This window comes from Azospirillum terrae, from assembly GCF_053470425.1.
Map to the genome: position 1 here is coordinate 1 of NZ_JBPXMR010000026.1, position 22,079 is coordinate 22,079.

Here is a 22,079-nt window from a genome sequence, read left to right on the forward strand (position 1 = left end):
AAGTCGCTGGTCGACAGCGAGTTGATCTGCGACGTGCTCAGGCCCTTGGCCTGGGTGGCGCTCAGCGAGGCGACCTGGCTGGAGGACAGCTGCGACAGGTTGGTGGTCGACAGCCCGCCGATCTGCGCCGAGCTCAGCCCGGAGAGCTGCGTCGTGCTCAGCGCCGCCACGCCGCTGGTGGTCAGCGCGTTCTCCTGGGTGGTGCTCAGCGCCCCCAGCTGGGTCGAGGTCAGCTCGGCCAGGTCCGAGGTCGACAGCGTGTTGATCTGCGAGGTGCTCAGCCCCTTGACCTGGGTGGCGCTCAGCGCCGCCACCTGGCTGGAGGACAGCTGCGACAGGTTGGTGGTCGACAGCCCGCCCAGCTGGCTCGAGGTCAGACCCGCGAGCTGCGCCGTGCTCAGCTGGGCGATGTTGCTGGTCGACAGCGTGTTCAGCTGGGTGGTGCTCAGCCCGCCGACCAGGGCCGAGGTCAGACCCGAGACCTGGCTGGTGCTCAGCTGGGCGATGTCGCCGGTCGAGATCGCCTGCACCTGGGTGGTGCTCAGCGCCCCCAGCTGGGTCGAGGTCAGCTCGGCCAGGTCCGAGGTCGACAGCGTGTTGATCTGCGAGGTGCTCAGCCCCTTGACCTGGGTGGCGCTCAGCGCCGCCACCTGGCTGGAGGACAGCTGCGACAGGTTGGTGGTCGACAGCCCGCCCAATTGGCTCGAGGTCAGACCGGAGAGCTGCGCCGTGCTCAGCTGGGCGATGTTGCTGGTCGACAGCGTGTTCAGCTGGGTCGCGCTCAGGCTGCCGACCAGGGCCGAGGTCAGACCCGAGACCTGGCTGGTGCTCAGCTGGGCGATGTCGCCGGTCGAGATCGCCTGCACCTGAGCCGTGCTCAACGCCCCCATCTGGGTGGAGGTCAGCTCGGTAAAGTCGCTGGTCGACAGCGTGCTGATCTGCGTCGTGCTCAGGCCCTTGACCTGAGTGGTGGTCAGCGAAGCTACCTGAGTCGAGGACAGCGTCGAGTAGTTCGACGTGCCGAGCAGCCCAATCTGGGTCGACGTAAGGCCGCTCAGCTGCGTGGTGGCCAGCGACCCGATGTCCGCCGTCGACAGCGCCTGCAGCTGCGAGCCGTTGAGGACGGCGAGCTGTCCTGCGCTGAAGTAGAAATTGCTGAAGGTGACCGCCTGGATCTGCGTCGCCGACAGCCCCGGCACAGCCGTAGTGGAGAGCGCGCCGAGCTGAGTCGACGAGAGCGCCTGCACGTCGGTCGTGGTAAGCGCCGCCACCTGGGTCGATGACAGAGAGGCCATGTCCGTAGTGGACAGGTTCTGGATCGAGGTGGTGGTGAGGGCGGAAATCTGCGCGACAGACAGATACGAAACGGCGGAGACCATGGCGTTTTACCTTTCCAGTTCCGACCAAGCCTGCCCCAGGCGCGCGGATCGCGTTTCCGGGAGGAGGGCCCAGCACCGTGCGCATCTGGTTTTCAGCATGCGCCGCGGATGGGTTAACCCAATTAGCGGAACCATACCACGATAGATTGGTGCTCTCAAGCCAAACCCTGTGGAGTTCGGAAAGGCGCGCGCTGACGCGGGACGGGGGTTGGCCGGTCTTGGACCGCACCGAAGCGCGGCCTGGGCCGATACTTGTTACGGCGGCCGCCGACGCGTGCGACCCAAAGCCGCAATGCGGCTTTGGCGCACCAATGCAAGGACGGTGCCCGGAGTGTGACGCTCAACCGCTCAAGGCGGCAGGACGGCGTTGCGGATGCAACGCCAGCGCGTGGGCGCGGGGTTAAGCGCGTCGTCGAAGACGCACCACGGATGCGGGGTGTAGATGACCGACTCAGCGGTCTCCCCCAACCAGGCCGCCCACCAGGAGAAGCTGGAATTGGCCACGACGAAGTGTCTGCAATGGCTGAGCAGGTAGAAATCCCCGAGCGGATCCGTCACGTCGCTCTTCAGCAACTCCGCGTTGCCGAGGCCCCTGAATTCAAAGGCGCAGAAATTGTATTCGTCCGTACAGATGAACACCGGCACATCGCCGCATTCGTTGCGGATCTGCTGAACGCAGATCTTGTAGTACTCGACGCGGGCAAGACCGTGGTGCCCGTAATCGTACCGCCGGACATGCAAGCCGATTGTGCCACGCTCCCGCAGGCCCGCGGCCTTGCGGGCGTAGCCCTCGGGCGCGTTCAGCGCGAACGCGGCCATGATGCGGTCGCGGCAGTCGCCGAAGTACCGCTCGTCCTGCCAGTACCCGTCGAGAATGAGCGCCGGGTGCTGCGTCGCCAAGGCGGCAACGTCCTCGATCGAGCCCCCCTTCACCTCCGTGAACACCGGGAGGCCGGCGTAGAGGGACGGATCCCGAACCACGCGCGCGCCCAAATTGGGGAAGCGGTCCAGACAGAAATTCCGCCCGTAGGGGTCCGTCGCGAAGAAGGAGTCGATGTAATGGACGGTGGCGCCGAGGCGGGCCTCAAGCGCGATCCCCAGCGCCGCCTGGAACAGCTGGTTGCCGACGCCGCCCTTCACGTTCAGGAAAATGTCCACGCTGGCTCCTCAATCTGTGCGCATCGGCGGCTTCGATCCGTCGAATGGTGCCGGCCGAAAACGGTCAATCACCCCGGCAAGCCGACCAGGACTCCCATACGAACGGAAAATCGTAAACGAGTTCATGGGTAAGGCTCAGCATCCTCGCCAAAGCCTCGCGTTTGTGGTCCGCCCCCTCCACGGCAGGATGGAAGCGCACCTGGATGGACTCGACGATCGAAATCAGTCCGGACTCGACGACGTGGGCGAGCAGATCATACTCCGCCCCTGCGGCGTCGAGTTGCATCAGGTCGATGCGCGCGATGCCCCGATCCCGAACAAAGGCGGCAATGTCCTGCTGCGCGATCACCGGAGCAGCGCCCAGAGCAGCGCTCTCCTGGAACGCCCCATCGCCGCGGCCGAGCGCGAAGCCGTGGACGGTGATGCGGGAATCGCCCTCGAAACGCCGCCGGACCCCGTCGGACGAGCCCGCGTACGGGGCGAAGACGTGGCAGGCGCAACCGTGAAGGGTGGTGATGGCAGCCGCCCAATCCCCAGCCTTGCCACCGATGTCGAAGACCACGCTGTCGGCGCCCAGCGGGTGGACGAGGCGGAGCGTGCGGTCACCGTCGGCCAGGATCCACCGCACCATCGCCTTCCGATGCTGCTCCTGTACACCCATGGGCTCCTCGTCGGCTGGTAGGCGGCTGGCAGGATTTGCGGCGACCGGGCGAGGACCATGCATGCCGCCGCATGCGCCTGTCAACGTGCGCCCGGCTCGCGTTCGCCGGGGATGGGGCGGCTTTCGAGCAGGATGTCGCTGATCGACTGGCCCCCGCCGCGCAGGACGATCCGGGGATCGGCGTTCATGGGATGCCGGCCGGTGTACAGGCGCAGCCACTCGGCGAACCCGAACTCCTGGAAGCTCGCCGAGAACTCGTAGCACCGCCAGCGGTATTCGAGCCCGGCGGCGTATTTCGGCCAGTAGACGTCGGCGGACGGGACGTCGATGAACACGAAGTGGTCGCGGAATATCTCCCAGCTGTCCTCAAGGGTCCAGGCGAGCGTCCGGCCGAGTTGCTCGGCGTAATGGGTCAGGAACCAGGATTCGCCGTGGCGCGCCTTGCCGATCCCGATCAGCCCTTCGGAGACGATCTCCCCGCGAGTGTCCTCTGGCGGGGTCCAGTAGTCCAGCATGTCCTTCATGGTCCCGAACATGTGCATGTCGGGCAGGACATAGGGCATGTAGCGCACGATGTTGCTGAACGCGACGAGCCGCTTCGCCTGTCTCCCAGCCTGCGTCAGCGGAAAGGCCGCCTGCAGGGCCAGGCAGTTGACCAGGAGGCTGGGGTTGTAAAAGCGGAAATCGGTCCTGGTCTTCAGGCAGTAGCCGAAGCCGCGCTCCTGCGCCCAGCGGACACCGGCCGCCGCCGAGCGCACCTGCATGTTGATGTTGGAGCGCTGGTCGCCGTTGACGCGCGGACCGCGATGCTCGGGCGGAACGCTCTGGATCACCGTCGCGCCAGCCTCGCGGATCCGCTCCACCTGGCCGGGATCCTCGCCCTCCCAGGTGGAGACGAGGATCCCCGCCTCGGGAAACATCTTGCGGTACATGCGGACGGTCTCAAGGGTGAAGTCCGCCTCCACCAGCAGCGGCCCCTGCAGGACGATGGCGACCGTCTCGTCCGTCGGGGTGTCCGGCACCAGCCCGAACCCGTCAGCGCGGGCGGGCCGGAAATGGACGGTGGCGATGAGCTGGGCGCGCTCCCCGAATGTGCGGGCCACCCGCTCCACGTTCGCCTTGACGACCCGCTGGTGGACGAGTTTCGCCTGCGGCAGGTTCGGGTCCATCCGCAGCGCCGCCTCCAGTACCTCCTGCGCCTCGTCCGGGCGGCCCAGATGGAACAGAGCCTCGCCCAAGTTGCTGAGGACGTAGGGGTTGCGCGGCTCGAGCCGCGCCGCCCTGCCGAAGAGGGACGCCGCCTGCCAGAGGTCCCCGTCCGCCGACGCCAGCAGACCGAGAAGGTTCAGCGCCCCTTGATGCGCCGGGTCGAGCCCGAGGGTCGTGCGGCAACCGGATGCCGCCTCCTGCCGGCCGCCGGCCAGAAACGCCCGGCACGCCTCGGTGAAAACAGCGTCGACATTGTCCATTGCGCGCGTTCCCTGGCCAGGAGCTTTCCACGTCGTCCGGCGGATCATACCGCCGGCTCCGGCGGGAGCGAGCGGAAACATGCGTTATCTTGGCTTTCTCTGGCACCACCGGGCGGTCTACACTATACCTGCCGCGCGCGGGGGAAGGATGAAGGGAACGCCATGACGCCGGAACAGTATGTGGCCTCGTTCAACCGGTTCGCCGAGCAGGGGGCCAGCCGGCCGCGCTTCGTGCTCGACTGGAACCGGCGTCATCCCGTCCTCGACGAGGACACGCCGCAGACGTCCCTGGATCGTCATTACTTCTATCACACCGCCTGGGCGTCGCGGGTTCTGCGCAAGACGGCGCCGGCACTGCACCACGATTTCTCCTCGCTCCTGTACTTCCTGGCTGCGGCGTCGGCGTGGGTGCCCATCACTTTCTGCGATATCCGCCCGGCCGCCATCCAGCTCGACAACGTGACGGTCCGCCGGGAGGACCTGATGGCGCTGTCGTTCGCGGACGCCTCTATTGAGAGCCTGTCGTGCATGCACGTGGTCGAGCACGTCGGGCTCGGCCGCTACGGCGACGAGGTGGACTATGACGGCGACCTGAAGGCGGTCGCGGAACTCAAGCGCGTCGCAGCCCCCGGCGGGAACATCCTGTTCGTCGTGCCGGTCGGCCACGAGCCGACGGTCATCTTCAACGCCCACCGCGTCTACAGCTGGGACGGCGTGCTCGCCATGTTCGACGGGTGCACGGCCGTCGAGACTGCGCTGATCTCGGGCCGCGCCGACCGCGGCGGGCTGATTCATTCGCCGAGCCCCGCCGACCTCGCGGATGAGACTTACGGCTGCGGCTGCTTCTGGTTCCGCAAGCGCTGACCCGCCGGGCGGCGGTCACCGGCCGCGGGACGACAGCGTCTTCTCCAGCTCGTACTCCACGATGTCCGACAGGTCCTTGCGCAGGTGGACCACCCCGTCGGAGTAGGGCCGGACCATGACCCCGGCCGGCGTGGCGATGTACTGGTGGATGTCGAGGTAGAACAGCCCGTTCTCGGCCGCCAGCACAGCCAGCCGGGCGTTCAGGCCGCGCGTCCATTCGACGCGCTCGGCGATGGTGCCGAGGAAGGGGAAGGGGTGGTCGTCTTCGATGCGGCAGGACTGCGGCGGCGGCACCGAGCAGACGCATGCCGTCAAAGCCTGGTACCGCTGGCGGTTCGCCTGGATCGTGGCGACGTAGCGGCTGGACAGGTCGTCGAGGATCGCGTCGACAGCCCTTCCCTGCTCGTCGCGCTGCCGCAGAATGTGGCCGCGCACATCGACCTCGCCGAACAGGAACACGGCCGCCGCCCCCTCGGGGACCCCGAACAGGCGCAGGTCCAGCTCGGCCAGCCCATCGCGGCCGACCCGGTGCATGGTGCGGCCGGCCGACCATTGCACCGTGCAGCGCGGGATGCCGCCGAAGCACCAGTTGGCATGGCTGTCGCCGAAGACGAACACGTCCGGCGTCACGGTCCGCAGGCGCAGCGCCTTGGTCAGGTGGTAGGCCGCCTCCCGTGGCCGACCGGTCCACAAGAGGATCTGGCCGAGGATGTGCGCGGCGTCGGCATGGCGGGGATCGACGGTCAGCGCCTTCTCCAGGTACCCGACCGCCAGCGCGCTGTAGCCCATCACCGCGTAGACGCGCCCCATCAGGTGGTTGTACTCGGCGTTGGTCTCGGGGGCCGCGGTCGACCGGGCGAACCGGTCAAGCAGGAACAGCGCCTCGTCGAACGTCTGGGCGCTGATCGCGGCGAAAGCCTGGGAAAGGTCCGCGTCGTCCATCTCACCCCTCCTCCACCACGTGGAGCGGCAGCAGGTCGGCGTAGCGCCGGTGCAGGTAGTTCTCTATCCCGTCGTACATCCGGCACCGCTGGAGATTGTCCACGATGGCGGGCCCCCTCCGCACGTAGTCCTCGAGCGACAGCGTGCCCAGCGCCTGCACGAGGTCCTCCCATGTCGAGACGGCGATGATGCCCGCCTCGTTGAAGAAGTTGCCGATCCGCTTGGCGCCCAGGTAGATCGGGACCGTGCCCGTGGCGAAGCAGTTGAGGATCTTTTCCGTAAAGAAGAAGTCATCGACGTGGTTCTCGATGGCAATCGAGTACATGTAGTCGGCCAGCGTGTCGATGATCGGCACCCAGCCCGGCGCGCCGTGGCCGCCGCCGGCGATGAACACGTCCACGCCATCGACGGCCTGCAACGCCTTGGCGACCTCGAAGCGGAAGCTGTGCAGCGGGCACATCGCCTTGGTCGAGGAGATGATCGAGACGAGCTTCCGTTTCGGGTAGAGCTTGGTCTCCCCGCGGCCGTAGCTGCCGCCGATCCACACCCCGCTGCCGGGGATGAACAGGCAGCGCCCGGGATAGCGGGCGAGCAGGTCGGCGTCGTGCGTGAAGACGTGCTTGAACCGGTCGATCACGCCCGGCACCGCGTCGTAGACGCTGGGGATGATCGCCTTCGACTCCCAGAGAAGGGCGTAGCAATTACCGCCCGGCGCCTCGAAGATCCGCTCGTTCGTGTAGAAGGTCGCTACGTTGGGGTCGGCGCAGGAGCGGTCCCAGGCCCAGCCGCGCGGAACGATCCCCGCCGTCGCACCGACGTCGTGGGCGAAGCTGCTGTCGACGAGATTGAATATCCGTTTCATGGCCCGCTCCGTTCCCCCCTCACGCTGGCAGCGGCCTTGCGCGGTCTCGAACCAAAGGCGCTTGATGGAAGCCATCAAACGCCTTTGGTCTCACATGGACACGCCGCTGTAGTCGACGACCTTTCCCTCGATGTCGGAGTAGGACACGCGCTGTCCGCCGACCGCGGGGAGCGGCATGAACCAGTTGTCGATCCGTTGCAGGCGGTGCCACATGACGTCGTTGGCGAAGCGGCTGACGATGAGTTCGCGCGGTGTGAAGTGCCGGAACTTCTCCAGCCCGGCCACCGACTCGAGCAGGCAGTTCGCCAGCGTCGGGACGTACGCCCTCTTGAGGATGTAGCCGGAGGCCGTCAGCGATTCGAACACGCGCGCGAAGCCGGGGACGTCGCTGTTGGCCGCGTTGATCTTCGACGCGGCGAAGACGATCACGTCCCACTCAGTGCCGCTCTCGTCGAACCGCCGGAGTTGCGCGTCCAGCTCACCCCTGGTGACCCGGAGGTCGAAATCGTCCTCGAGGATCATGCCGTAGTCACAGTCGCTCTCGACCAGGAACGTCATGCACGCCTTCAGGTGCGACTTCGCGCAGCCGAGGATCCCGTAACCCTCTTCGAGGCGCGCCGGCACACGCCGCACCTCGGTCTCGGAGAAGCCCATGTCCCTCTGGTTCGCCAGGCACTCCTGCAACCGATCGGTCCGATGGTCGAGGTTGATCCGGAAGCTTGCCGTCCTATCCAGCATAAAGCCCACTCCGCGACGTCCAGGTCGCGATGTAACACAGTTCCCCGAACGGACATAGCCAATCTGGCAGGTGGCGGCCCCTTGTCCCTCAATGGTCCCGGCCAACGCTTGGCGCCGCCCGACCGACATTATTAATGCGATATTAATGATTAGGGCAAATATTGCAAACTGCGTTGCCGCCGCGACGCAGGATATGGAAAGGCATCAAGAATGATCGACATTTTGTCCTTCGACAACATTTCGAAATTGCCCCCGGCGTCGATCGATGCGCGCGTCAATCTGGATTGCCTCGCCTCTGCGATGCCCAATGTCGATGCAGCATCGGTCGGCTATTTCCATTCGCCGTCGGGCAGCGAGCACTACAAGTTTCTGGCCTATGTGTCCTGCCTGCTCGCGAACTCCATCATCATCGACATCGGAACGCACAAGGGGCTGTCCGCGGCGGCATTGTCCTACAATCGGACCAACACGGTCATCAGCTTCGACATCGCAAACTCGCTCGAAGTCACGCCCGAGGCGCTGCCGAACGCCCACTTCATGCTGAAGAACGCGCTGGAGCCCGGCTGCGACCAAAACTTCTTCGTCTCCATGTGCCGCCACGCCGGGCTGATCCTGCTCGACGTCGATCCGCACGACGGCCAGAAGGAGGTCGAGTTCATGGACCTGATTAGGGCTTCCGGCTTCCGCGGCCCGGTCCTCTTCGACGACATCCACCTGAACGCCCCGATGCAGGGCTTCTGGGACGCGCTGGCGTGTACCAAGATCGACCTGACACGGCAGGGCCACTTCAGCGGCACGGGCGCCGCGTTCCTCTGAACGCCGGGGCAAGACCGGGGCGCGCCTTGCCCCCGGTCTTGTCCGGACATCTTGCCCGGACACGCGCGTGTACTGCCTGTGTAACAAACATCCACCCGGGTTGACATCAAAGGGGGTGGGATTTACCCCTAACCGGGAGTTTCGTTTGAAATTTTGCGCGTCGCACAAGGTGAGGCGATGATCGTTCTTGCGCACCGTGGCTGGTGGACGAGGCCCGAGGAACGGAACACGCTTCCCGCCTTCGAGCGCGCTCTGGAGGCCGGTTTCGGCCTGGAGCTGGACGTCCGCGACCAGGATGGCCGCCTAGTGGTCAGCCACGACCCGCCCGTGGGCGGCACGCTGGACTTCGCGACGCTGCTGGCGTCCTTCGACCGCTTCCGCCGCCCCGGCCCGCTGGCGATCAACATCAAGAGCGACGGGCTCCAGCCCGCCCTGGCCGAGATGCTGAAGCCGCTGGCGCCGCACGACTACTTCGTCTTCGACATGTCGATTCCCGACACGCTGGGCTACCTCCGCGCCGGCCTCACCGTCTACACCCGGCAGAGCGAGTACGAGCCGCAGCCGGCCCTGCTCGACAAGGCCGCGGGTGTCTGGCTCGACGCGTTCGAGGGCGAGTGGTTCGACACCGCGCTGGTCCGCCGCCACGGCGAGGCCGGCCGAGCAGTCGCCCTGGTGTCGCCGGAGTTGCACCGGCGCCCGCATCGCAACGCCTGGGAGACGTGGCGGTCCGCCGACGGTCCCGGCGTGATGCTGTGCACAGACCATCCCGGAGACGCGAAGGACTTCTTCCATGCCGATTGAGGCTGTTCTGTTCGACATGGACGGCGTGCTGGTCGACGCCCGCGACTGGCACTACGAGGCGCTGAACAAGGCGCTGAAGCTGTTCGGCATGGAGATCGGCATCGACGATCACCTCGCCACCTTCGACGGCCTGCCGACCCGCAGGAAACTGGAGATCCTCTCGCGCTCGCGCGGGCTGCCGGCGGCGCTGCACGGCTTCCTCAACGACCTCAAGCAGCGCTACACCGAGGAGATCGTCTCGGTCCGCTGCCGGCCTGTCTTCCACATCCAGTACGCGCTGGGGCGACTGCGCCGCGACGGCTACCGGATCGTCGTCTGCTCGAACTCCATCCGCAACACGGTGAACCGGATGATGGAGTTGTCGGCGCTCGACCAGCACCTGGAGTTCACCCTGTCCAACGAGGACGTCGCGCACGCCAAGCCGCACCCGGAGATCTACGAGGCGGCCATGCAGCGCCTCGGCCTTCCCCCCGGCCACTGCCTGATCGTCGAGGACAACGAGAACGGCATCGCGGCGGCGCGCGCCAGCGGTGGCCACGTGCTGGAGGTGAGCGGGGTCGAGGAGGTGACCTGCGACCGCATCGCCGCGGCGATCGCCGCCGCCGACCGCACGATGGGAGCCGCGGCATGAACATCCTGATCCCCATCGCCGCCGAGGACACCTTCTTCGACGCCGAGGAGTTCCGCTTCCCCAAGCCGCTGATCGAGGTGGCGGGCAAGCCGATGATCCAGCGCACGGTGGAGAATCTCCGCGCCATCGAAGGCCGCATGATCTTCGTCGCGCGCAGCCAGGACATCCGCCAATACAGCCTGGACAACGTGCTGCGCCTCGTCGGCGGGCCGGAAGTGGTGATCGTCCCGCTGCGCTACGCGACTCAGGGGGCGGCCTGCTCCTGCCTGATGGCGATCGAGCACATCGACAACGACGAACCGCTGATCATCTGCAACGGCGACCAGGTGATCGACGCCAACCTCGGCGAGATCGTCGCCTCAATGCAGCGCGACGACCTCGACGCCGGCGTCATCACCTTCCCCTCGGTTCACCCACGCTGGTCTTACGTGAACAGTGACGAGTCGGGCCTCGTGGTGGAGGCCGCGGAGAAGCGCGTGATCAGCCGCCGCGCCGTCGCCGGCTTCTACTACTTCGCCCGCGGCCGCGACTTCGTGCGGGTGGCGATGCGGATGATCGCGCAAGGAGCCAGCGTCAACGACGCCTACTTCATCTCGCCGACGCTGAACGAGCTGATTCTCGAAGGCAAGCGCGTGGGCGAGCGCCGCATCGGCGCCGACCGCTACCACAGCTTCTACTCGCCGCAGAAGCTGCGCGAATACGAGAACACCCACTTCCGGCGCCAGGCAACAGCCGAGGAGCGCGCCGTGACCATCCTCATCCCCATGGCCGGCGCCGGCAGCCGCTTCACCAAGGCCGGCTACGACAAGCCCAAGCCCTTCATCGACGTCGCCGGCAAGACCATGATCGAGCGCGTGCTCGACAACCTCGCCACGCCCGGCGCGCGCTACGTGCTGATGGCTCGGCGCGAGCATCTGGAGCAGGAGGCGGCGACCGTGGCGCGCATCGGCCGCGAATACCCGGTCACCTTCATCCCGGTCGAGGGACTGACCGAAGGGGCGACCTGCACCATTCTGCAAGCCGGCGAAGCGATTCCGGAGAACGGGCCTCTGCTGATCGCCAACTGCGACCAGATCATCGATTTCGACGTGTCGGCCTTCATCAGCGACTGCTTGGACCGCGACCTGGGCGGATCAATCCTGTGCTTCCGCGACGCCGCGCGCGACACGAAATGGTCCTTTGCCCGCACCAACGCCCACGGCCTAGTGGAGGAAGTGCGCGAGAAGGTGCCGGTATCCGACCTCGCCACGGTGGGGCTCTACCTGTTCCGCCGCGGCCGCGACTTCGTTGCCTGGGCCATGGACATGATTGCCCGCAACGACCGGACGAACAACGAGTTCTATGTCTGTCCGATCTACAATTACGGCGTGGCGCGTCGTTCCCCCATCGGGGTCTACGAGATCCCAGCCTCGGCCATGCACGGCATTGGCACGCCCGAGGATCTGGAGCGGTTCATGACGCTGCGCTATCCGGCGACGCCCACGGCATGATGTGCATCGTCCCCCTGGCCGGACCCGACGTGGTGCATCCGACGCGGGGCATCAAGGCACTGATGGACGTAAACGGCCTGCCGCTGGTGGAGGCGGCGCTGAGCGGCCGCCCATGGTGGCGCGACGGGCGGCTGCGCCCCAACGGTCTGGTCTTCGTGCTGCGCCGGGACATCCCGGAGAGCGTGGCGCTGGAAGCCGTGCTGCGCCAGCGTTTCCCGGGCGCCGCCTTCGCTTGGCTCGGCGGATTGAGCGGAGGGGCGCTGTGCTCGGCGCTCGCCGGCACCGCACTTCTCGCGCGACCCGAACGGCCCGTGTGCATTGACCTCGTGGACATCCTCTACGAGTGCGGCGCGCCGACCACGGAGCACTTCAGCGATCCAAACGTCGCCGCCCTGGTGCCCTGGTTCGGGTCCGAGGAGAGCTGCTACAGCTACGTGCGCATGGACGCCGAGGGGCGGGTGCTGGAGGCTGCGGAAAAGCGGGTGATCTCACGCAACGCCTCGGCCGGCACCTACTTGTTCCGCGATGCTGCCACGTGGCTGGACGCCGCAGCCCATTCCATGCGCCACCACGACCGTCTAGCGCATAAGGGCGCCCTGTTCGTCTGCCCCAGCGTCACGGGGCTGATCGAAGCCGGCCGTACTGTGCTGGGCGTACCGGTGAGCGGCGCACACCCCGTGAGCAAGCTGTTCCACTGAACGGGCCAGCGGATCCTGATCCACGTATTCCCGCGCGTGCCCTTGGTCAGGCGACGATATCGAGGAACATGCCGCGGCGGTAATTGCGCGGCAGCGTCAGGATGCCGTTGACCAGCAATCCGGCAAGCTGGCGGAGCGAGGGAATGCGCTGCCGTCCGGGGGAGCCCACGTCGCCGATGCGACCGCTGCGGCCAGCCGGCAGAACCGCTCCGCCACCATCGGGACGAATTGGGTCGTTGCTGCGGTCTCCGGTACGGCGAATCGGGTCCATGTTCCATATTTACCGCAAATGCGACCCTTGGGCAACCGGCCAGCCGGGACAAGCGTTGGACACGCCCCTTGACGGCACTTATCCACAAAACGGTGGATAGAGCCGTGGATAAGCCTGTTGAACCACCGGCAGCCGCTGCCCATCGGCCATGGGGCACCCCGTCCGCCGAATCGGCCCCCAGCCGGAGGGGCTCCCTACCCCCGAAGAGGATGTATCGCCGCCCTCCCCCTTGCCCATATCTGTCCAGGGGTGCCCGACTCGGCTGCGCCGTGCCCGCTGAGGCTTTTGTGAAGGAGAGCGCACGATGGCGCATTACCTTGTCACCGGCGGCTGCGGGTTCATCGGCTCGCACCTCACCGACAGCCTGCTGAACGAGGGGCACGCCGTCACCATCCTCGACGATCTGTCCAGCGGACGGGTGGAGTACATGCCTGCGCGCGCGCAGCTGATGGTCGGCGACGTCGCCGATGCCGACGTGGTGCGCCACGCCATGGACGGCGTGGACGGCGTGTTCCATCTGGCCGCGGTGGCGTCGGTGCAGCGCTCCAGGGCGATGTGGGCCGAGACGCACCGCACCAACGTCGGCGGCGCCGTCACCGTGTTCGAGGTGGCGCGCAGCATCCGCGACGACGCGGCGGTGCCGGTGGTCTACGCCTCATCCGCCGCGGTGTACGGCGACAGCCCAGACACGCCGCTGGGCACGCCGCTGAGCGAGGACTGCGTGCCGCAGCCGCGCTCGCCCTATGGGGTGGACAAGCTGGGTTGTGAGTTGCACGCCCGCGTGGCGTGGGAGATCCACAACGTGCCGACCGTGGGCTTCCGCCTCTTCAACGTCTATGGGCCGCGCCAGAACCCGCGGTCGCCCTACTCCGGCGTCATCTCGACCTTTGCGCAGCGGCTGGCGCACGGCGAGGAGGTGGAGATCCACGGCGACGGCGAGCAGGTGCGCGACTTCGTCTATGTGGCCGACGCGGTACGCTTCCTGATGGTGGCCATGGCCGGCCGGCCGCAGGGGGCGGCTGTGTACAATCTGTGCACCGGGCGGCCGGCCTCGATCCTCATGCTGCTGGATGTCGTGCAGGAGTTGTGCGGCAAGCGCGTGCGCCGGCTGCACCGGCCGGCGCGGCCGGGCGATATCCGCGTGTCCCTCGGCGACCCGGCCAAGGCGCGCGCGGCCTTCGGCCTGACCTGCCGCACCGGCCTGCTGGAAGGGCTGGGCGCCACGATCAAGGGGGTGGAACGGTGAGGTGTCCCGTGATCTCCGCGGCGATGCGCTGCACCACTGCGTCGGCGGCCTCGGCGACGGCGGGCGTCAGCGCTTCGCCGAAACCGAAGGTGGCGCCTTCGATCCCCCAGATCACCAAGCTCTCCGGCAGCCGCCCCAGCGCGCGCGCCGTTTCCACGGCCTCGGCGAGGCCGAACAGATGACTGGAATAGCGGAACAGGCCCTGCGGCGGTACGGCGCCGACGGCGTCCAGGCGGATGATGGTACCGGGGGCGGCACCGGACTGCGTGGCATCCACGACGACGACGCGACCGGCACCGCTCCAGGCGTCGATCAGCCCGGCGCCTTCACCCGAGTGCTCCCGCGCAGCGATGCTCAACGCGTTCAGCCGGTCGGCAACCGCCGGACCGACCCCATCGTCGCAGCGGAAGCGGTTGCCGATGCCCAGGATCAAGGGCGGGACCAGAGACGCGGTCACGTCTTCGCCCCCTCACCATCTGGACAGGCGCGGAACTGCGCGCGTGCGGATTCCGTTCTCCATGAGGGCGCCCGTACCGGCCTGCGTTCACCCAATCCCACACAACGGCAACCAAGGTCAGATCCGATGTCCATTGCCCAGAACCACGAAGACGAGGACCGGGATGCCACCTGGCGGATGTTCCGCCTGGAGGAGCCGACGTTCAGCGACTTCACCCGCGGCGTCTTCCTCGGCGTCGTCTGGTGCTTCGTCATGTGGGCGCCGATGTTCCTCGACGTGCTGACGAAGCACGGCTGACCACTCATTCGCGCTCCACCGTGAGCGCCAGGAAGTGCGTGGCGCAGGAGATGCAGGGATCGTAGTTGCGGATCGTCTGCTCGCAGCGCCACTTCAGCTGCTCGTCGGGGAGGTGCAGGTTGGCCTGCACCACGCCCCACAGGTCGCGCTCGATCTGTTTCTGGTTCTGCGAGGTGGGCGGCACGATGCGCGCCGCCGTTATGCGCGCCTCCGCGTCCAGATCGTAGCTGTGCCAGCAGACGCCGCGCGGTGCCTCGGTGCAGCCGTGGCCGCGTCCGGCACCGATGACGATGGGGGCCGCGGGCGTCTCCAGTTCCTCGTACGCCTCGGCCAGCTTCAATGCCTCCTCGAAAGCGTACAGCGTCTCCACCCCGCGCACGACGATGCTCTGAAACGGGTTTCGCACGATTGTGCCTAGCCCGGCCTCCTTGGCCGCCTGCTTGGCCAGCGGCGACAACTGCGCATGGTTCAGCGCGTAGCGGGCGAGCGGACCCACCATGTAGGGGCCGCTGCCGTCCTTCATCACGCCGTGCAGGGCGTTGGAGTGGCGGACGTGCTCTTCGTCGAAATGCTCCTTGAAGGCGTTGATCGGGATGTTCAGCCCGCGGTTGGAGATCAGCCGGCCGCGCTCGATGGCGTAATCTTCGTCGTGGTGCAGCGCCACGAAGGTGTAGTCATGTTCGAAGTCCGGGAAGTCCAGCCCGGCGAACAGCTTGATGGTCGTCAGCGAATCATCCACGGCGCGCTTCAGCGGCTCGATCAGCCCGCGCACGTCGGCCCGCCGCGGTGCTTTGTAGAAGCCGCCGACCTTGGTGTTGACGGGGTGGACGGCGCGCCCGCCGATCACCTCCAGGATGCGGTTGCCGAGCTTCTTGAGTTGCAGCGCCCGCTCGACCACCTCCGGGTGGACCTTGGCAATCTGCAGCGCGTCCTCCATGCCCATGAAGTCCGGCGCGTGCAGAAGGTAGGCGTGCAGCACGTGGCTTTCGACCCACTCGCCGCAGTACATCAGGCGGCGCAGCTTGCGGATGCCGTCGCCGACCTCGACGCCCAGCGCATCCTCCATGGCCTGGCTGGCACCGACGATGTAGGCGACCGGGCAGATGCCGCAGATGCGCGACGTGATGTCCGGCGCGTCCGAATACATCCGGCCCTTCAGCAGCGCTTCGAAGAAGCGGGGCGGCTCGAAGATGCGGAACTTGACGTCCTTGACGACTCCGTCCTTCACGCGGACGGTCAAGGCCCCCTCGCCCTCCACGCGGGCGAGCGCGTCCACCTTGATGGTGCGGGTGGCGGTTGCCGGTTCAACGATCGTCATGGACGTCACCCTCGTGGCGGAACGCTTCGGCGTTGGCGTTGAAGGAGCGGAAGGCCTGGGCGATGTCGCGGCGGCCCATGCCCAGCTCGGCCATGCGCTTGGCGAGGCTGGCGGTGTTGCAATGTTCCTTGGGACCAAAACAGCCGTAGCAGCCGCGGTCATGACTGGGGCACAGATTGCCGCAGCCGGCCTGCGTCACCGGCCCCAAGCACGGCGTGCCCTGCGCCACCGTCACGCAGACGGTGCCGGCCATCTTGCACTCCACGCACTGGCTGTGCGCCGGGATCACCGGCTTGCGGCCGTTAATGAAGGCGTTCAGCACTTCCAGCAGCTGGTATTTGTCGACCGGGCAGCCGCGCAGCTCGAAATCCACCGCCACGTGGTCCTGGATGGCGGTGGAGGTCTTCAGCGTGTCGATGAATTCCGGGTGCGCGTAGACCGTGTTGATGAAGCCGTCCACGTCGCGGAAGTTCTTCAGCGCCTGGATGCCGCCGGCCGTGGCGCAGGCGCCGATGGTGATCAGCGCCTTGGACTGCTGGCGGATCTTCTGGATGCGCACGGCATCGTGCGGCGTGGTGATCGAGCCCTCGACCAGCGAGACGTCGTAGGGTCCCTTGATCTCGACCCGCGTCGCCTCCAGGAAATAGGCGATCTCAATGGCGCCGGCGACGGCCAGAAGCTCGTCCTCGCAGTCCAGCAGCGAGAGCTGGCAGCCGTCGCAGGACGAGAATTTCCACACTGCCAGCTTTGGTTTCCGCCCTTGAGACTTATTGGTCGCGGCCATGGCTCAGAGCTCCCGCACCGTGAAGATGTCTTCAATGGTGTCGTAGCGGTACACCGGCCCGTCCTTGCACATGAAGGACCCGCCCATCTGGCAGTGGCCGCAGAAGCCGACGCCGCACTTCATGTTGCGCTCCAGCGTCACGTAGATGCGGTCGGAGGTGATGCCGCGCTCGTGCAGCGCCTGCACCGCTGGCCGGGTCATGGTCTCCGACCGGCAGACGAAGGCGGTGGTGTGCTCGGGGTCGAAGCGGGCGATCTTCACCAGATTGGCGACGCTGCCCACCCGGCCGCGATGGCCGGACGGCGCGGAATGCACGGTGACGTGCACCTGCAAATCGAAGCGTCCGCGCCATTGGTGCAGGTTCTTCTCGTACAGGATGTCGCCGGTGCCGCGCGAGCCGTAGCAGATCACCACCTTGCCGAAGTGCTCGCGCCGATGCAGCACCTCGTGGATCAGCGGGCGCAGCGGCGCCAGACCGATGGTGCCGGTGACGAACAGCACGTCGTTGCCGTACGCCTCCTCGATGGGCCAGGGCTTGCCGAACGGGCCGCGCACGCCGACCACGTCGCCGACTCCCAGCTTGGCCAGCGCGCGGGTCACCGTGCCCACCTCGCGGATCGTGTGCACCAGCGTGGTGAGGTCGCGGCAATCGCCGGAGATGGAGATCGCCACCTCCCCCACGCCGAAGGCGTAGAGCATGTTGAACTGGCCGGGCTGGTACACCAGCGGCCGCCCGTCGAGCGAGCGGAGGTGCAGCGTGAAGCAGCCGTCCACCTCGCTCATCCGCCGCACGATGCGGAACGGCCGCGTCTCCATCGGGTCGGGAACCACGTTCACACGAGTCAGTACGGCGGCGTCCATGAGGGTCGCTCTGTTTCGGTGAGAGGGATCATTCGACGGCGTCGGTGGTCAATTCGACGATGCGCAGGCGCGCCTCGGAGATGCGGCGCCCCATGATGGGAATGAATCGCTGGTACAGCTGGTAGCCCAGCTCGTGGTTGGCGGTCAGCTTGCCGCGCAGGCAGGCGCCGTCGATGGTGATGGCGCGGACCTGATCGGTGGCCCGCGCGTCGAAGCTCCAGACATAGGGGGGCACCAGCCACGACCAGCCGATGATGTCGCCCTCGCCGATGTTCTCGACCACCGTCGCCGGGCGGCCCGGCGCGTGGACCTCGACGGCGACGGCGCCCTGGCGGATCAGATAGAAATGGTCGGCCTTGCCGCCTTCCTTGAACAGGTATTCGCCCGGACGGTAGTGCGCGTTGGCGCAGCAGCCCACCACGATGTCCCTGATATCCGCGGGCATGTCCATGAAGAACGGATGTTCGGCCAGCAGCCGGCCCAAGCCTTCGATCGCGACCATCTCAGCCCCTCCCTTCGTTTGCCCCGCGCTCGGAATCGTGGATGGCGCGGGCTTCTTCGGTGATGTCGATGCCGACCGGACACCACGTGATACAGCGGCCGCAGCCGGTGCAGCCGGACGTGCCGAACTGCTCGTGCCAGCTCGACAGCTTGTGGGTGATCCACTGCCGGTAGCGCGACGCCGTGCTCTGCCGCAGGCTGCCGCCGTGGATGTAGGAGAAGTCGAGGGTGAAGCAGCTGTCCCAGCGCCGCACCCGTTCCGTCTCGCCGCCGGACAGGTCGGTCAGATCCTCCATGGTCGAGCAGAAGCAGGTCGGGCAGACCATGGTGCAGTTGGCGCAGGACAGGCAGCGTTTCGCCACCTCCTCCCAGCGCGGGTGTTCCAGATTGCCGGCCAGCAGTTCGGCGGCGCCCGGCACCATCTCGCGCCCCATGCGGGCGCGGGCGTCGTTGGTCACCGCCTCGGCCGCAGCAAGGTCGGTTCCCTCGGCGCGCCGGCCGGGCAGCGCCGCCAGCATGGCGGTACCCTGCTCGCTGCCGGACTCGACGAGGAAGTCGTGGCGGCCGTCGCCGATGATCTCGGTGATGGCGAGGTCGTAGCCGCCCTCGGCCTTCGGCCCGCCGCCCATGGACACGCAGAAGCAGGTGCCTCCGGGCCGCCCGCAGTTGACGGCGACCACGAAGGCCGCCGCGCGCCGCGCCGCATAGCCCTGGTCGACGAACTGCGGCGTGTTGCCGGCGCCCGCGTGCTTCGCCACGCCGAACACCTGATCCTGGATGCCCATGGCCAGCAGTTCGCACGGCCGAACACCCAGGAAGGCATAGCGCGGCGGTGTAGCGTCCGGAGTTTGCACCGTGAAGCCGCGTTCCTTGTCGCGCGTCGCCTTCCACAGCGTCTGGCGCGGCGGAAACAGGGTGCGCTTCCAGGTGTGCGGGCCGACCGTGTAGCCGAACAGCGATTCGCCCGGCTCGGCGATCAGGCGGTAGCGCCCGCCGCCCTGTTCGTCGATCATGCCGATGGGGAGATCCGCGGTCGTCTCCACCGGTTCGTAGGCGACGGCACCGTCACGGACGCGCGGGCCGATCACATCGTACCCTTCGCCGCGCAGCGCGGCGATCAGGGCGTCGAGGCCGGCGCGGTCCACCACGGCCCGCTGGCCGGGCGCCGCATCCGTGCGGCCGTCGTTCAGAGCATCGTTGCGACCCATGGGCTCGGTCCGATCCAAAGCGATCCAGCGCAACGAGCATACGCTCCTTTCCCGACGAAGCCCGCGAAAACGCACTCGGCGACCGTGCTGTGGAGGGGGCGCGACGGAATGTCGCCAGTGTGCCCTGCACAAAAGAGGCAGCGCGTCACCGCGGGATAAAGGTGCTACCCCCACGGGCGCGGCGAAGCGGCAACGGACGGAGCAGACGTGTGGGGATGATCGGGCAACCCGGAGAACGGCGCCCGCGGCGGATGTCGCTGGGCGCGCTGCTGCTGGCGCTGGCGCTGTTGGGCGGTGCCGCGCTGATGGAGCGGCTGGACCTGCTGCCGGCGGGAACGGTCGAGCGCCTGCTGGGCCAGCAGCACACCAAGCACCCCGCTTACCGCGTCTCCGCGGTCCCGCCCGACGCCGAGCGCGTGGATGTGGCGCAGGTCGAGGGCTGGCTCGCCCGCATCCCGGTGGTGCCGGAGAAGCACCGCGGCTACCACCGAGAGGACTGGCCGCATTGGCAGGACATCGACGGCAACTGCCGCAACGCCCGCGAGGAGGTGCTGATCCGCGACAGCCTGGAGCCGGTGCAGCTCTCCACCGACGGCTGCCGTGTGGTGCGCGGCCGCTGGCACGATCCCTACACCGGTGAGGAGTTCCGCGACCCGCACACGCTGGACATCGACCACCGCGTGCCGCTGGAAGAGGCTCACGACAGCGGCGGCCACGCCTGGAGTCGCGAGCGCCGCACGGCCTACGCCAACGATTTGTCCGACCGGCGCACGCTGGTCACCGTGTCGGCCGCCGCCAACCGCGCCAAGGGCGCCAAGGGGCCGGACGCCTGGATGCCGCCCGACCACACTCAACTCTGCCGCTACGTCGCCGACTGGGTGGCGGTCAAGCTGCGCTGGGAACTGGCCATGGACACCCCCGAGCGCGCCGCGGTGAGCAGTGTGCTGGCCGGCTGCCGGAACGCCGGTGCAGGCCGGCGCGGCTGATGCATCAGCCCTCGGCCGGCGGGGCGCCTTCCTCCAGTTTGCGGTAGAGGGTGGAGAGGCCGAGGCCGAGGTTGCGTGCCGCGATGCGGCGGTCGCCGCCCGCAGCCTGGATGGCGCTCAGGATCAGCTTGCGCTCGTACGACGCCACCTGATCCTTGAGCGAGCCGTCAGGATCGATGGGCACCGCCGCTTCCGTCATCGCCGGCATCCCGGCGCTCGCCCCGGAGACGCTCGGCGGCAGGTCCCACTTGGTGATCGTGTTGTCCTCGCACAGCAGAACCGCGCGCTCCAGCACGTTCTCCAGCTCGCGCAGGTTGCCCGGCCACTGATAGGCGCGCATCAGGGCTTCGGCTTCGGGGTCGATGCGCAGGCTGTCCATCTGGTGGTTGGCGCGATAACGCGCCAGGATGAACTCCACCGCCGCGGCGAACACCGACATCTGCTGGCGCAGCGGCGGCATCGCCACTTCGAAAATGTTCAGGCGGTAGTAAAGGTCCATCCGGAAAGTGCCGGCCGAGACCATCTGTTCGAGGTTGCGATTGGTGGCGGCGATGATCCGCACGTCGGTCTTGCGCGAATGGCTGCCGCCCAGCGGACGCACCACCTTCTCCTCGATGGCGTGCAGCAGCTTGACCTGCATGCTCAAGGGCAGTTCGCCGATCTCGTCGAGGAACAGCGTGCCGCCACTGGCGCCGACGAACAGGCCGTCCTTGACCTTGTCGGCGCCGGTGAAGGCGCCCTTGACGTGACCGAACAGCTCCGATTCGACCAGCGTCTCAGGGATGGCGCCGCAGTTGACCGGGATGAACGGCTTGTCAGCGCGCGCGCTGAGCGAGTGGATGAGACGGGCGGTCATGCCCTTGCCGGTGCCGGACTCGCCGGTGATCAGCACGGTCAGGTCGGTACGGCTGACCTTGCCGAGCATCTGCTTGATCTGGTGGCCATCCGCGGTGTCGGGGAACCAGTAGCGCCCCGGCTCCTGCTGGATGATCTTGCGCAGCAGCTGGTTTTCGCGCTTGAGCTGATCCAGCTCGTGGATCTGGCGGAGCCGCCGGATCAGGTCGGGGACGCGCGCCGGCTTGATGATGTAGTCGGCCGCCCCGGCCTGGAGCGCGCTGACCGCGGTGGACACCGAGGCATAGGCGGTCATCAGGAGCGCCGGAATGTCGATGCCCTGCTCGCGCATCGCGCGCAGGATCTCGACGCCCTCGCGGTCGGGCAGGCGCAGGTCGGTCAGTAGGATGTCGAAGCCGCCGTCGGGCAGCAGCGCCAAAGCCTCCTCGGCCGTGCCGACACCGACCCCCTCGATGCCGTCCTTGCCCATCTGCTCGATCAGCACCTGACGGAACGAAACCTCATCTTCGACGACCAAGATCCGCACGTCGGGCCTCATTCACCAGGTCAAGAACCAGCATCATCCGCGACGATGCTAAATTTCTGGTGAAGGACACGCGTCAAATGCCCGCGCGAAGTAACAACGATCGAACACACCAACGCCGCCGCCCGCCCCCTTTTGGTGTGGCGGGCGGCGGCGTTGGCGTGTGTCGAGCGATGCGGCGTTGATCCGGGTGTGATGTGCGCCTGGAAGACCTGGCGGCGACCTACTCTCCCACGTCTTGAGACGCAGTACCATTGGCGCGG

23 protein-coding genes and 1 pseudogene are annotated in these 22,079 nt (G+C 67.3%); 9 read left to right on the forward strand and 15 right to left on the reverse strand.

Annotated elements, in window-relative coordinates; translation table 11 throughout:
- The 4 genes and pseudogenes from ACSVDD_RS29015 to ACSVDD_RS29030 form a co-directional block, all read right to left on the reverse strand.
- A pseudogene (locus ACSVDD_RS29015) lies at positions 1 to 1,379 on the reverse strand (beta strand repeat-containing protein); the annotation flags it as partial.
- 348 nt (positions 1,380 to 1,727) lie between these two features.
- Positions 1,728 to 2,537 carry an alpha-1,2-fucosyltransferase gene (locus ACSVDD_RS29020; protein WP_448192903.1) on the reverse strand — a complete coding sequence of 270 codons (810 nt, stop codon included), beginning with the start codon at positions 2,535 to 2,537 and terminating at the stop codon, positions 1,728 to 1,730.
- A gap of 64 nt (positions 2,538 to 2,601) precedes the next feature.
- Positions 2,602 to 3,198: a class I SAM-dependent methyltransferase gene (locus ACSVDD_RS29025; protein WP_448192904.1), complete on the reverse strand. Its 597-nt coding sequence runs from the start codon at positions 3,196 to 3,198 to the stop codon at positions 2,602 to 2,604.
- A gap of 80 nt (positions 3,199 to 3,278) precedes the next feature.
- Positions 3,279 to 4,667 carry a WavE lipopolysaccharide synthesis family protein gene (locus tag ACSVDD_RS29030; RefSeq protein WP_448192905.1) on the reverse strand — a complete coding sequence of 463 codons (1,389 nt, stop codon included), beginning with the start codon at positions 4,665 to 4,667 and terminating at the stop codon, positions 3,279 to 3,281.
- Between the two features lie 162 nt (positions 4,668 to 4,829).
- Between ACSVDD_RS29030 and ACSVDD_RS29035 the strand changes: the two genes are divergently transcribed.
- Positions 4,830 to 5,531 (forward strand): DUF268 domain-containing protein, encoded by a 702-nt coding sequence (locus tag ACSVDD_RS29035; RefSeq protein WP_448192906.1) that lies wholly within the window; start codon positions 4,830 to 4,832, stop codon positions 5,529 to 5,531.
- Between the two features lie 15 nt (positions 5,532 to 5,546).
- Here ACSVDD_RS29035 and ACSVDD_RS29040 read toward each other — a convergent pair whose 3' ends face one another.
- The 3 genes from ACSVDD_RS29040 to ACSVDD_RS29050 all read right to left on the reverse strand — a co-directional run bounded on the left by ACSVDD_RS29040 (position 5,547) and on the right by ACSVDD_RS29050 (position 8,073).
- Positions 5,547 to 6,473, reverse strand: a complete 927-nt coding sequence (locus ACSVDD_RS29040) for a tetratricopeptide repeat protein (RefSeq protein ID WP_448192907.1) — start codon at positions 6,471 to 6,473, stop codon at positions 5,547 to 5,549.
- 1 nt (position 6,474) lies between these two features.
- Positions 6,475 to 7,335 carry a glycosyltransferase family 10 domain-containing protein gene (locus tag ACSVDD_RS29045; protein ID WP_448192908.1) on the reverse strand — a complete coding sequence of 287 codons (861 nt, stop codon included), beginning with the start codon at positions 7,333 to 7,335 and terminating at the stop codon, positions 6,475 to 6,477.
- A 90-nt stretch (positions 7,336 to 7,425) separates the two neighbouring features.
- Entirely contained in the window at positions 7,426 to 8,073 is a 648-nt protein-coding gene (locus ACSVDD_RS29050) for a glycosyltransferase family protein (protein WP_448192909.1), read from the reverse strand.
- Positions 8,074 to 8,283: 210 nt separating this feature from the next.
- Between ACSVDD_RS29050 and ACSVDD_RS29055 the strand changes: the two genes are divergently transcribed.
- The 5 genes from ACSVDD_RS29055 to ACSVDD_RS29075 all read left to right on the forward strand — a co-directional run bounded on the left by ACSVDD_RS29055 (position 8,284) and on the right by ACSVDD_RS29075 (position 12,509).
- On the forward strand, positions 8,284 to 8,889 hold the full coding sequence (locus ACSVDD_RS29055) for a hypothetical protein (RefSeq protein ID WP_448192910.1): 606 nt from the start codon (positions 8,284 to 8,286) through the stop codon (positions 8,887 to 8,889).
- Positions 8,890 to 9,066: 177 nt separating this feature from the next.
- Complete coding sequence (locus ACSVDD_RS29060) at positions 9,067 to 9,690, forward strand: glycerophosphodiester phosphodiesterase family protein (RefSeq protein WP_448192911.1); 624 nt, start codon at positions 9,067 to 9,069, stop codon at positions 9,688 to 9,690.
- The gene (locus ACSVDD_RS29065) at positions 9,680 to 10,321 is read left to right on the forward strand and encodes an HAD family hydrolase (RefSeq protein WP_448192912.1); all 642 of its coding nucleotides are present in this window, start codon (positions 9,680 to 9,682) and stop codon (positions 10,319 to 10,321) included. Before ACSVDD_RS29060 ends, ACSVDD_RS29065 begins: the two co-directional genes overlap by 11 nt.
- Positions 10,318 to 11,811, forward strand: a complete 1,494-nt coding sequence (locus ACSVDD_RS29070; RefSeq protein WP_448192913.1) for a glycosyltransferase family 2 protein — start codon at positions 10,318 to 10,320, stop codon at positions 11,809 to 11,811. Before ACSVDD_RS29065 ends, ACSVDD_RS29070 begins: the two co-directional genes overlap by 4 nt.
- The gene (locus ACSVDD_RS29075; RefSeq protein WP_448192914.1) at positions 11,808 to 12,509 is read left to right on the forward strand and encodes a glycosyltransferase family protein; all 702 of its coding nucleotides are present in this window, start codon (positions 11,808 to 11,810) and stop codon (positions 12,507 to 12,509) included. Before ACSVDD_RS29070 ends, ACSVDD_RS29075 begins: the two co-directional genes overlap by 4 nt.
- A 46-nt stretch (positions 12,510 to 12,555) precedes the next feature.
- Here ACSVDD_RS29075 and ACSVDD_RS29080 read toward each other — a convergent pair whose 3' ends face one another.
- A complete protein-coding gene (locus ACSVDD_RS29080) occupies positions 12,556 to 12,780 on the reverse strand; it encodes a hypothetical protein (RefSeq protein WP_448192915.1) in 225 nt (74 codons plus the stop codon).
- A gap of 304 nt (positions 12,781 to 13,084) precedes the next feature.
- On the opposite strand from ACSVDD_RS29080, the gene ACSVDD_RS29085 reads away from it, so the two are divergent.
- A complete protein-coding gene (locus ACSVDD_RS29085; RefSeq protein ID WP_448192916.1) occupies positions 13,085 to 14,026 on the forward strand; it encodes an NAD-dependent epimerase/dehydratase family protein in 942 nt (313 codons plus the stop codon).
- Here the strand turns inward: ACSVDD_RS29085 and ACSVDD_RS29090 are convergent.
- Positions 14,007 to 14,483, reverse strand: a complete 477-nt coding sequence (locus ACSVDD_RS29090) for a hydrogenase maturation protease (protein WP_448192917.1) — start codon at positions 14,481 to 14,483, stop codon at positions 14,007 to 14,009. The two genes, ACSVDD_RS29085 and ACSVDD_RS29090, sit on opposite strands and share 20 nt — an antisense overlap.
- Positions 14,484 to 14,609: 126 nt before the next feature.
- Here ACSVDD_RS29090 and ACSVDD_RS29095 point away from each other — a divergent pair, with 126 nt between their 5' ends.
- The gene (locus ACSVDD_RS29095) at positions 14,610 to 14,780 is read left to right on the forward strand and encodes a hypothetical protein (RefSeq protein ID WP_448192918.1); all 171 of its coding nucleotides are present in this window, start codon (positions 14,610 to 14,612) and stop codon (positions 14,778 to 14,780) included.
- A 4-nt stretch (positions 14,781 to 14,784) separates the two neighbouring features.
- Here ACSVDD_RS29095 and ACSVDD_RS29100 read toward each other — a convergent pair whose 3' ends face one another.
- Genes ACSVDD_RS29100 through ACSVDD_RS29120 form a run of 5 tightly spaced genes read right to left on the reverse strand, consistent with a single transcriptional unit; the run spans position 14,785 to position 19,452 of the window.
- On the reverse strand, positions 14,785 to 16,098 hold the full coding sequence (locus ACSVDD_RS29100; RefSeq protein WP_448192919.1) for a Ni/Fe hydrogenase subunit alpha: 1,314 nt from the start codon (positions 16,096 to 16,098) through the stop codon (positions 14,785 to 14,787).
- Positions 16,085 to 16,882 (reverse strand): NADH-quinone oxidoreductase subunit B family protein, encoded by a 798-nt coding sequence (locus ACSVDD_RS29105; RefSeq protein ID WP_448192920.1) that lies wholly within the window; start codon positions 16,880 to 16,882, stop codon positions 16,085 to 16,087. The genes ACSVDD_RS29100 and ACSVDD_RS29105 overlap by 14 nt, the downstream gene beginning before the upstream one ends.
- Before the next feature lie 3 nt (positions 16,883 to 16,885).
- The gene (locus ACSVDD_RS29110; RefSeq protein WP_448192921.1) at positions 16,886 to 17,743 is read right to left on the reverse strand and encodes an FAD/NAD(P)-binding protein; all 858 of its coding nucleotides are present in this window, start codon (positions 17,741 to 17,743) and stop codon (positions 16,886 to 16,888) included.
- Between the two features lie 28 nt (positions 17,744 to 17,771).
- On the reverse strand, positions 17,772 to 18,245 hold the full coding sequence (locus tag ACSVDD_RS29115; RefSeq protein ID WP_448192922.1) for a cyclic nucleotide-binding domain-containing protein: 474 nt from the start codon (positions 18,243 to 18,245) through the stop codon (positions 17,772 to 17,774).
- A 1-nt stretch (position 18,246) separates the two neighbouring features.
- Positions 18,247 to 19,452 carry a 4Fe-4S dicluster domain-containing protein gene (locus ACSVDD_RS29120; protein ID WP_448192923.1) on the reverse strand — a complete coding sequence of 402 codons (1,206 nt, stop codon included), beginning with the start codon at positions 19,450 to 19,452 and terminating at the stop codon, positions 18,247 to 18,249.
- A 215-nt stretch (positions 19,453 to 19,667) separates the two neighbouring features.
- On the opposite strand from ACSVDD_RS29120, the gene ACSVDD_RS29125 reads away from it, so the two are divergent.
- Positions 19,668 to 20,438 carry an HNH endonuclease family protein gene (locus tag ACSVDD_RS29125; protein WP_448192924.1) on the forward strand — a complete coding sequence of 257 codons (771 nt, stop codon included), beginning with the start codon at positions 19,668 to 19,670 and terminating at the stop codon, positions 20,436 to 20,438.
- Positions 20,439 to 20,442: 4 nt separating this feature from the next.
- Here the strand turns inward: ACSVDD_RS29125 and ACSVDD_RS29130 are convergent, their stop codons facing one another.
- Positions 20,443 to 21,819, reverse strand: a complete 1,377-nt coding sequence (locus tag ACSVDD_RS29130) for a sigma-54-dependent transcriptional regulator (protein ID WP_448192925.1) — start codon at positions 21,817 to 21,819, stop codon at positions 20,443 to 20,445.
- Between the last annotated feature and the right edge of the window lie 260 nt (positions 21,820 to 22,079).

What these genes read in the sequence shown, in the direction of transcription:
- ACSVDD_RS29030 (WP_448192905.1), bottom strand. Translation starts at nt 4,667, where the DNA reads ATGGACAATGTCGACGCTGTTTTCACCGAGGCGTGCCGGGCGTTTCTG.
- ACSVDD_RS29060 (WP_448192911.1), top strand. Translation starts at nt 9,067, where the DNA reads ATGATCGTTCTTGCGCACCGTGGCTGGTGGACGAGGCCCGAGGAACGG.
- ACSVDD_RS29110 (WP_448192921.1), bottom strand. Translation starts at nt 17,743, where the DNA reads ATGGACGCCGCCGTACTGACTCGTGTGAACGTGGTTCCCGACCCGATG.
- ACSVDD_RS29070 (WP_448192913.1), top strand. Translation starts at nt 10,318, where the DNA reads ATGAACATCCTGATCCCCATCGCCGCCGAGGACACCTTCTTCGACGCC.
- ACSVDD_RS29095 (WP_448192918.1), top strand. Translation starts at nt 14,610, where the DNA reads ATGTCCATTGCCCAGAACCACGAAGACGAGGACCGGGATGCCACCTGG.
- ACSVDD_RS29045 (WP_448192908.1), bottom strand. Translation starts at nt 7,335, where the DNA reads ATGAAACGGATATTCAATCTCGTCGACAGCAGCTTCGCCCACGACGTC.
- ACSVDD_RS29100 (WP_448192919.1), bottom strand. Translation starts at nt 16,098, where the DNA reads ATGACGATCGTTGAACCGGCAACCGCCACCCGCACCATCAAGGTGGAC.
- ACSVDD_RS29040 (WP_448192907.1), bottom strand. Translation starts at nt 6,473, where the DNA reads ATGGACGACGCGGACCTTTCCCAGGCTTTCGCCGCGATCAGCGCCCAG.
- ACSVDD_RS29025 (WP_448192904.1), bottom strand. Translation starts at nt 3,198, where the DNA reads ATGGGTGTACAGGAGCAGCATCGGAAGGCGATGGTGCGGTGGATCCTG.
- ACSVDD_RS29035 (WP_448192906.1), top strand. Translation starts at nt 4,830, where the DNA reads ATGACGCCGGAACAGTATGTGGCCTCGTTCAACCGGTTCGCCGAGCAG.
- ACSVDD_RS29075 (WP_448192914.1), top strand. Translation starts at nt 11,808, where the DNA reads ATGATGTGCATCGTCCCCCTGGCCGGACCCGACGTGGTGCATCCGACG.
- ACSVDD_RS29050 (WP_448192909.1), bottom strand. Translation starts at nt 8,073, where the DNA reads ATGCTGGATAGGACGGCAAGCTTCCGGATCAACCTCGACCATCGGACC.
- ACSVDD_RS29105 (WP_448192920.1), bottom strand. Translation starts at nt 16,882, where the DNA reads ATGGCCGCGACCAATAAGTCTCAAGGGCGGAAACCAAAGCTGGCAGTG.
- ACSVDD_RS29125 (WP_448192924.1), top strand. Translation starts at nt 19,668, where the DNA reads ATGATCGGGCAACCCGGAGAACGGCGCCCGCGGCGGATGTCGCTGGGC.
- ACSVDD_RS29055 (WP_448192910.1), top strand. Translation starts at nt 8,284, where the DNA reads ATGATCGACATTTTGTCCTTCGACAACATTTCGAAATTGCCCCCGGCG.
- ACSVDD_RS29065 (WP_448192912.1), top strand. Translation starts at nt 9,680, where the DNA reads ATGCCGATTGAGGCTGTTCTGTTCGACATGGACGGCGTGCTGGTCGAC.
- ACSVDD_RS29085 (WP_448192916.1), top strand. Translation starts at nt 13,085, where the DNA reads ATGGCGCATTACCTTGTCACCGGCGGCTGCGGGTTCATCGGCTCGCAC.
- ACSVDD_RS29120 (WP_448192923.1), bottom strand. Translation starts at nt 19,452, where the DNA reads ATGGGTCGCAACGATGCTCTGAACGACGGCCGCACGGATGCGGCGCCC.
- ACSVDD_RS29115 (WP_448192922.1), bottom strand. Translation starts at nt 18,245, where the DNA reads ATGGTCGCGATCGAAGGCTTGGGCCGGCTGCTGGCCGAACATCCGTTC.
- ACSVDD_RS29080 (WP_448192915.1), bottom strand. Translation starts at nt 12,780, where the DNA reads ATGGACCCGATTCGCCGTACCGGAGACCGCAGCAACGACCCAATTCGT.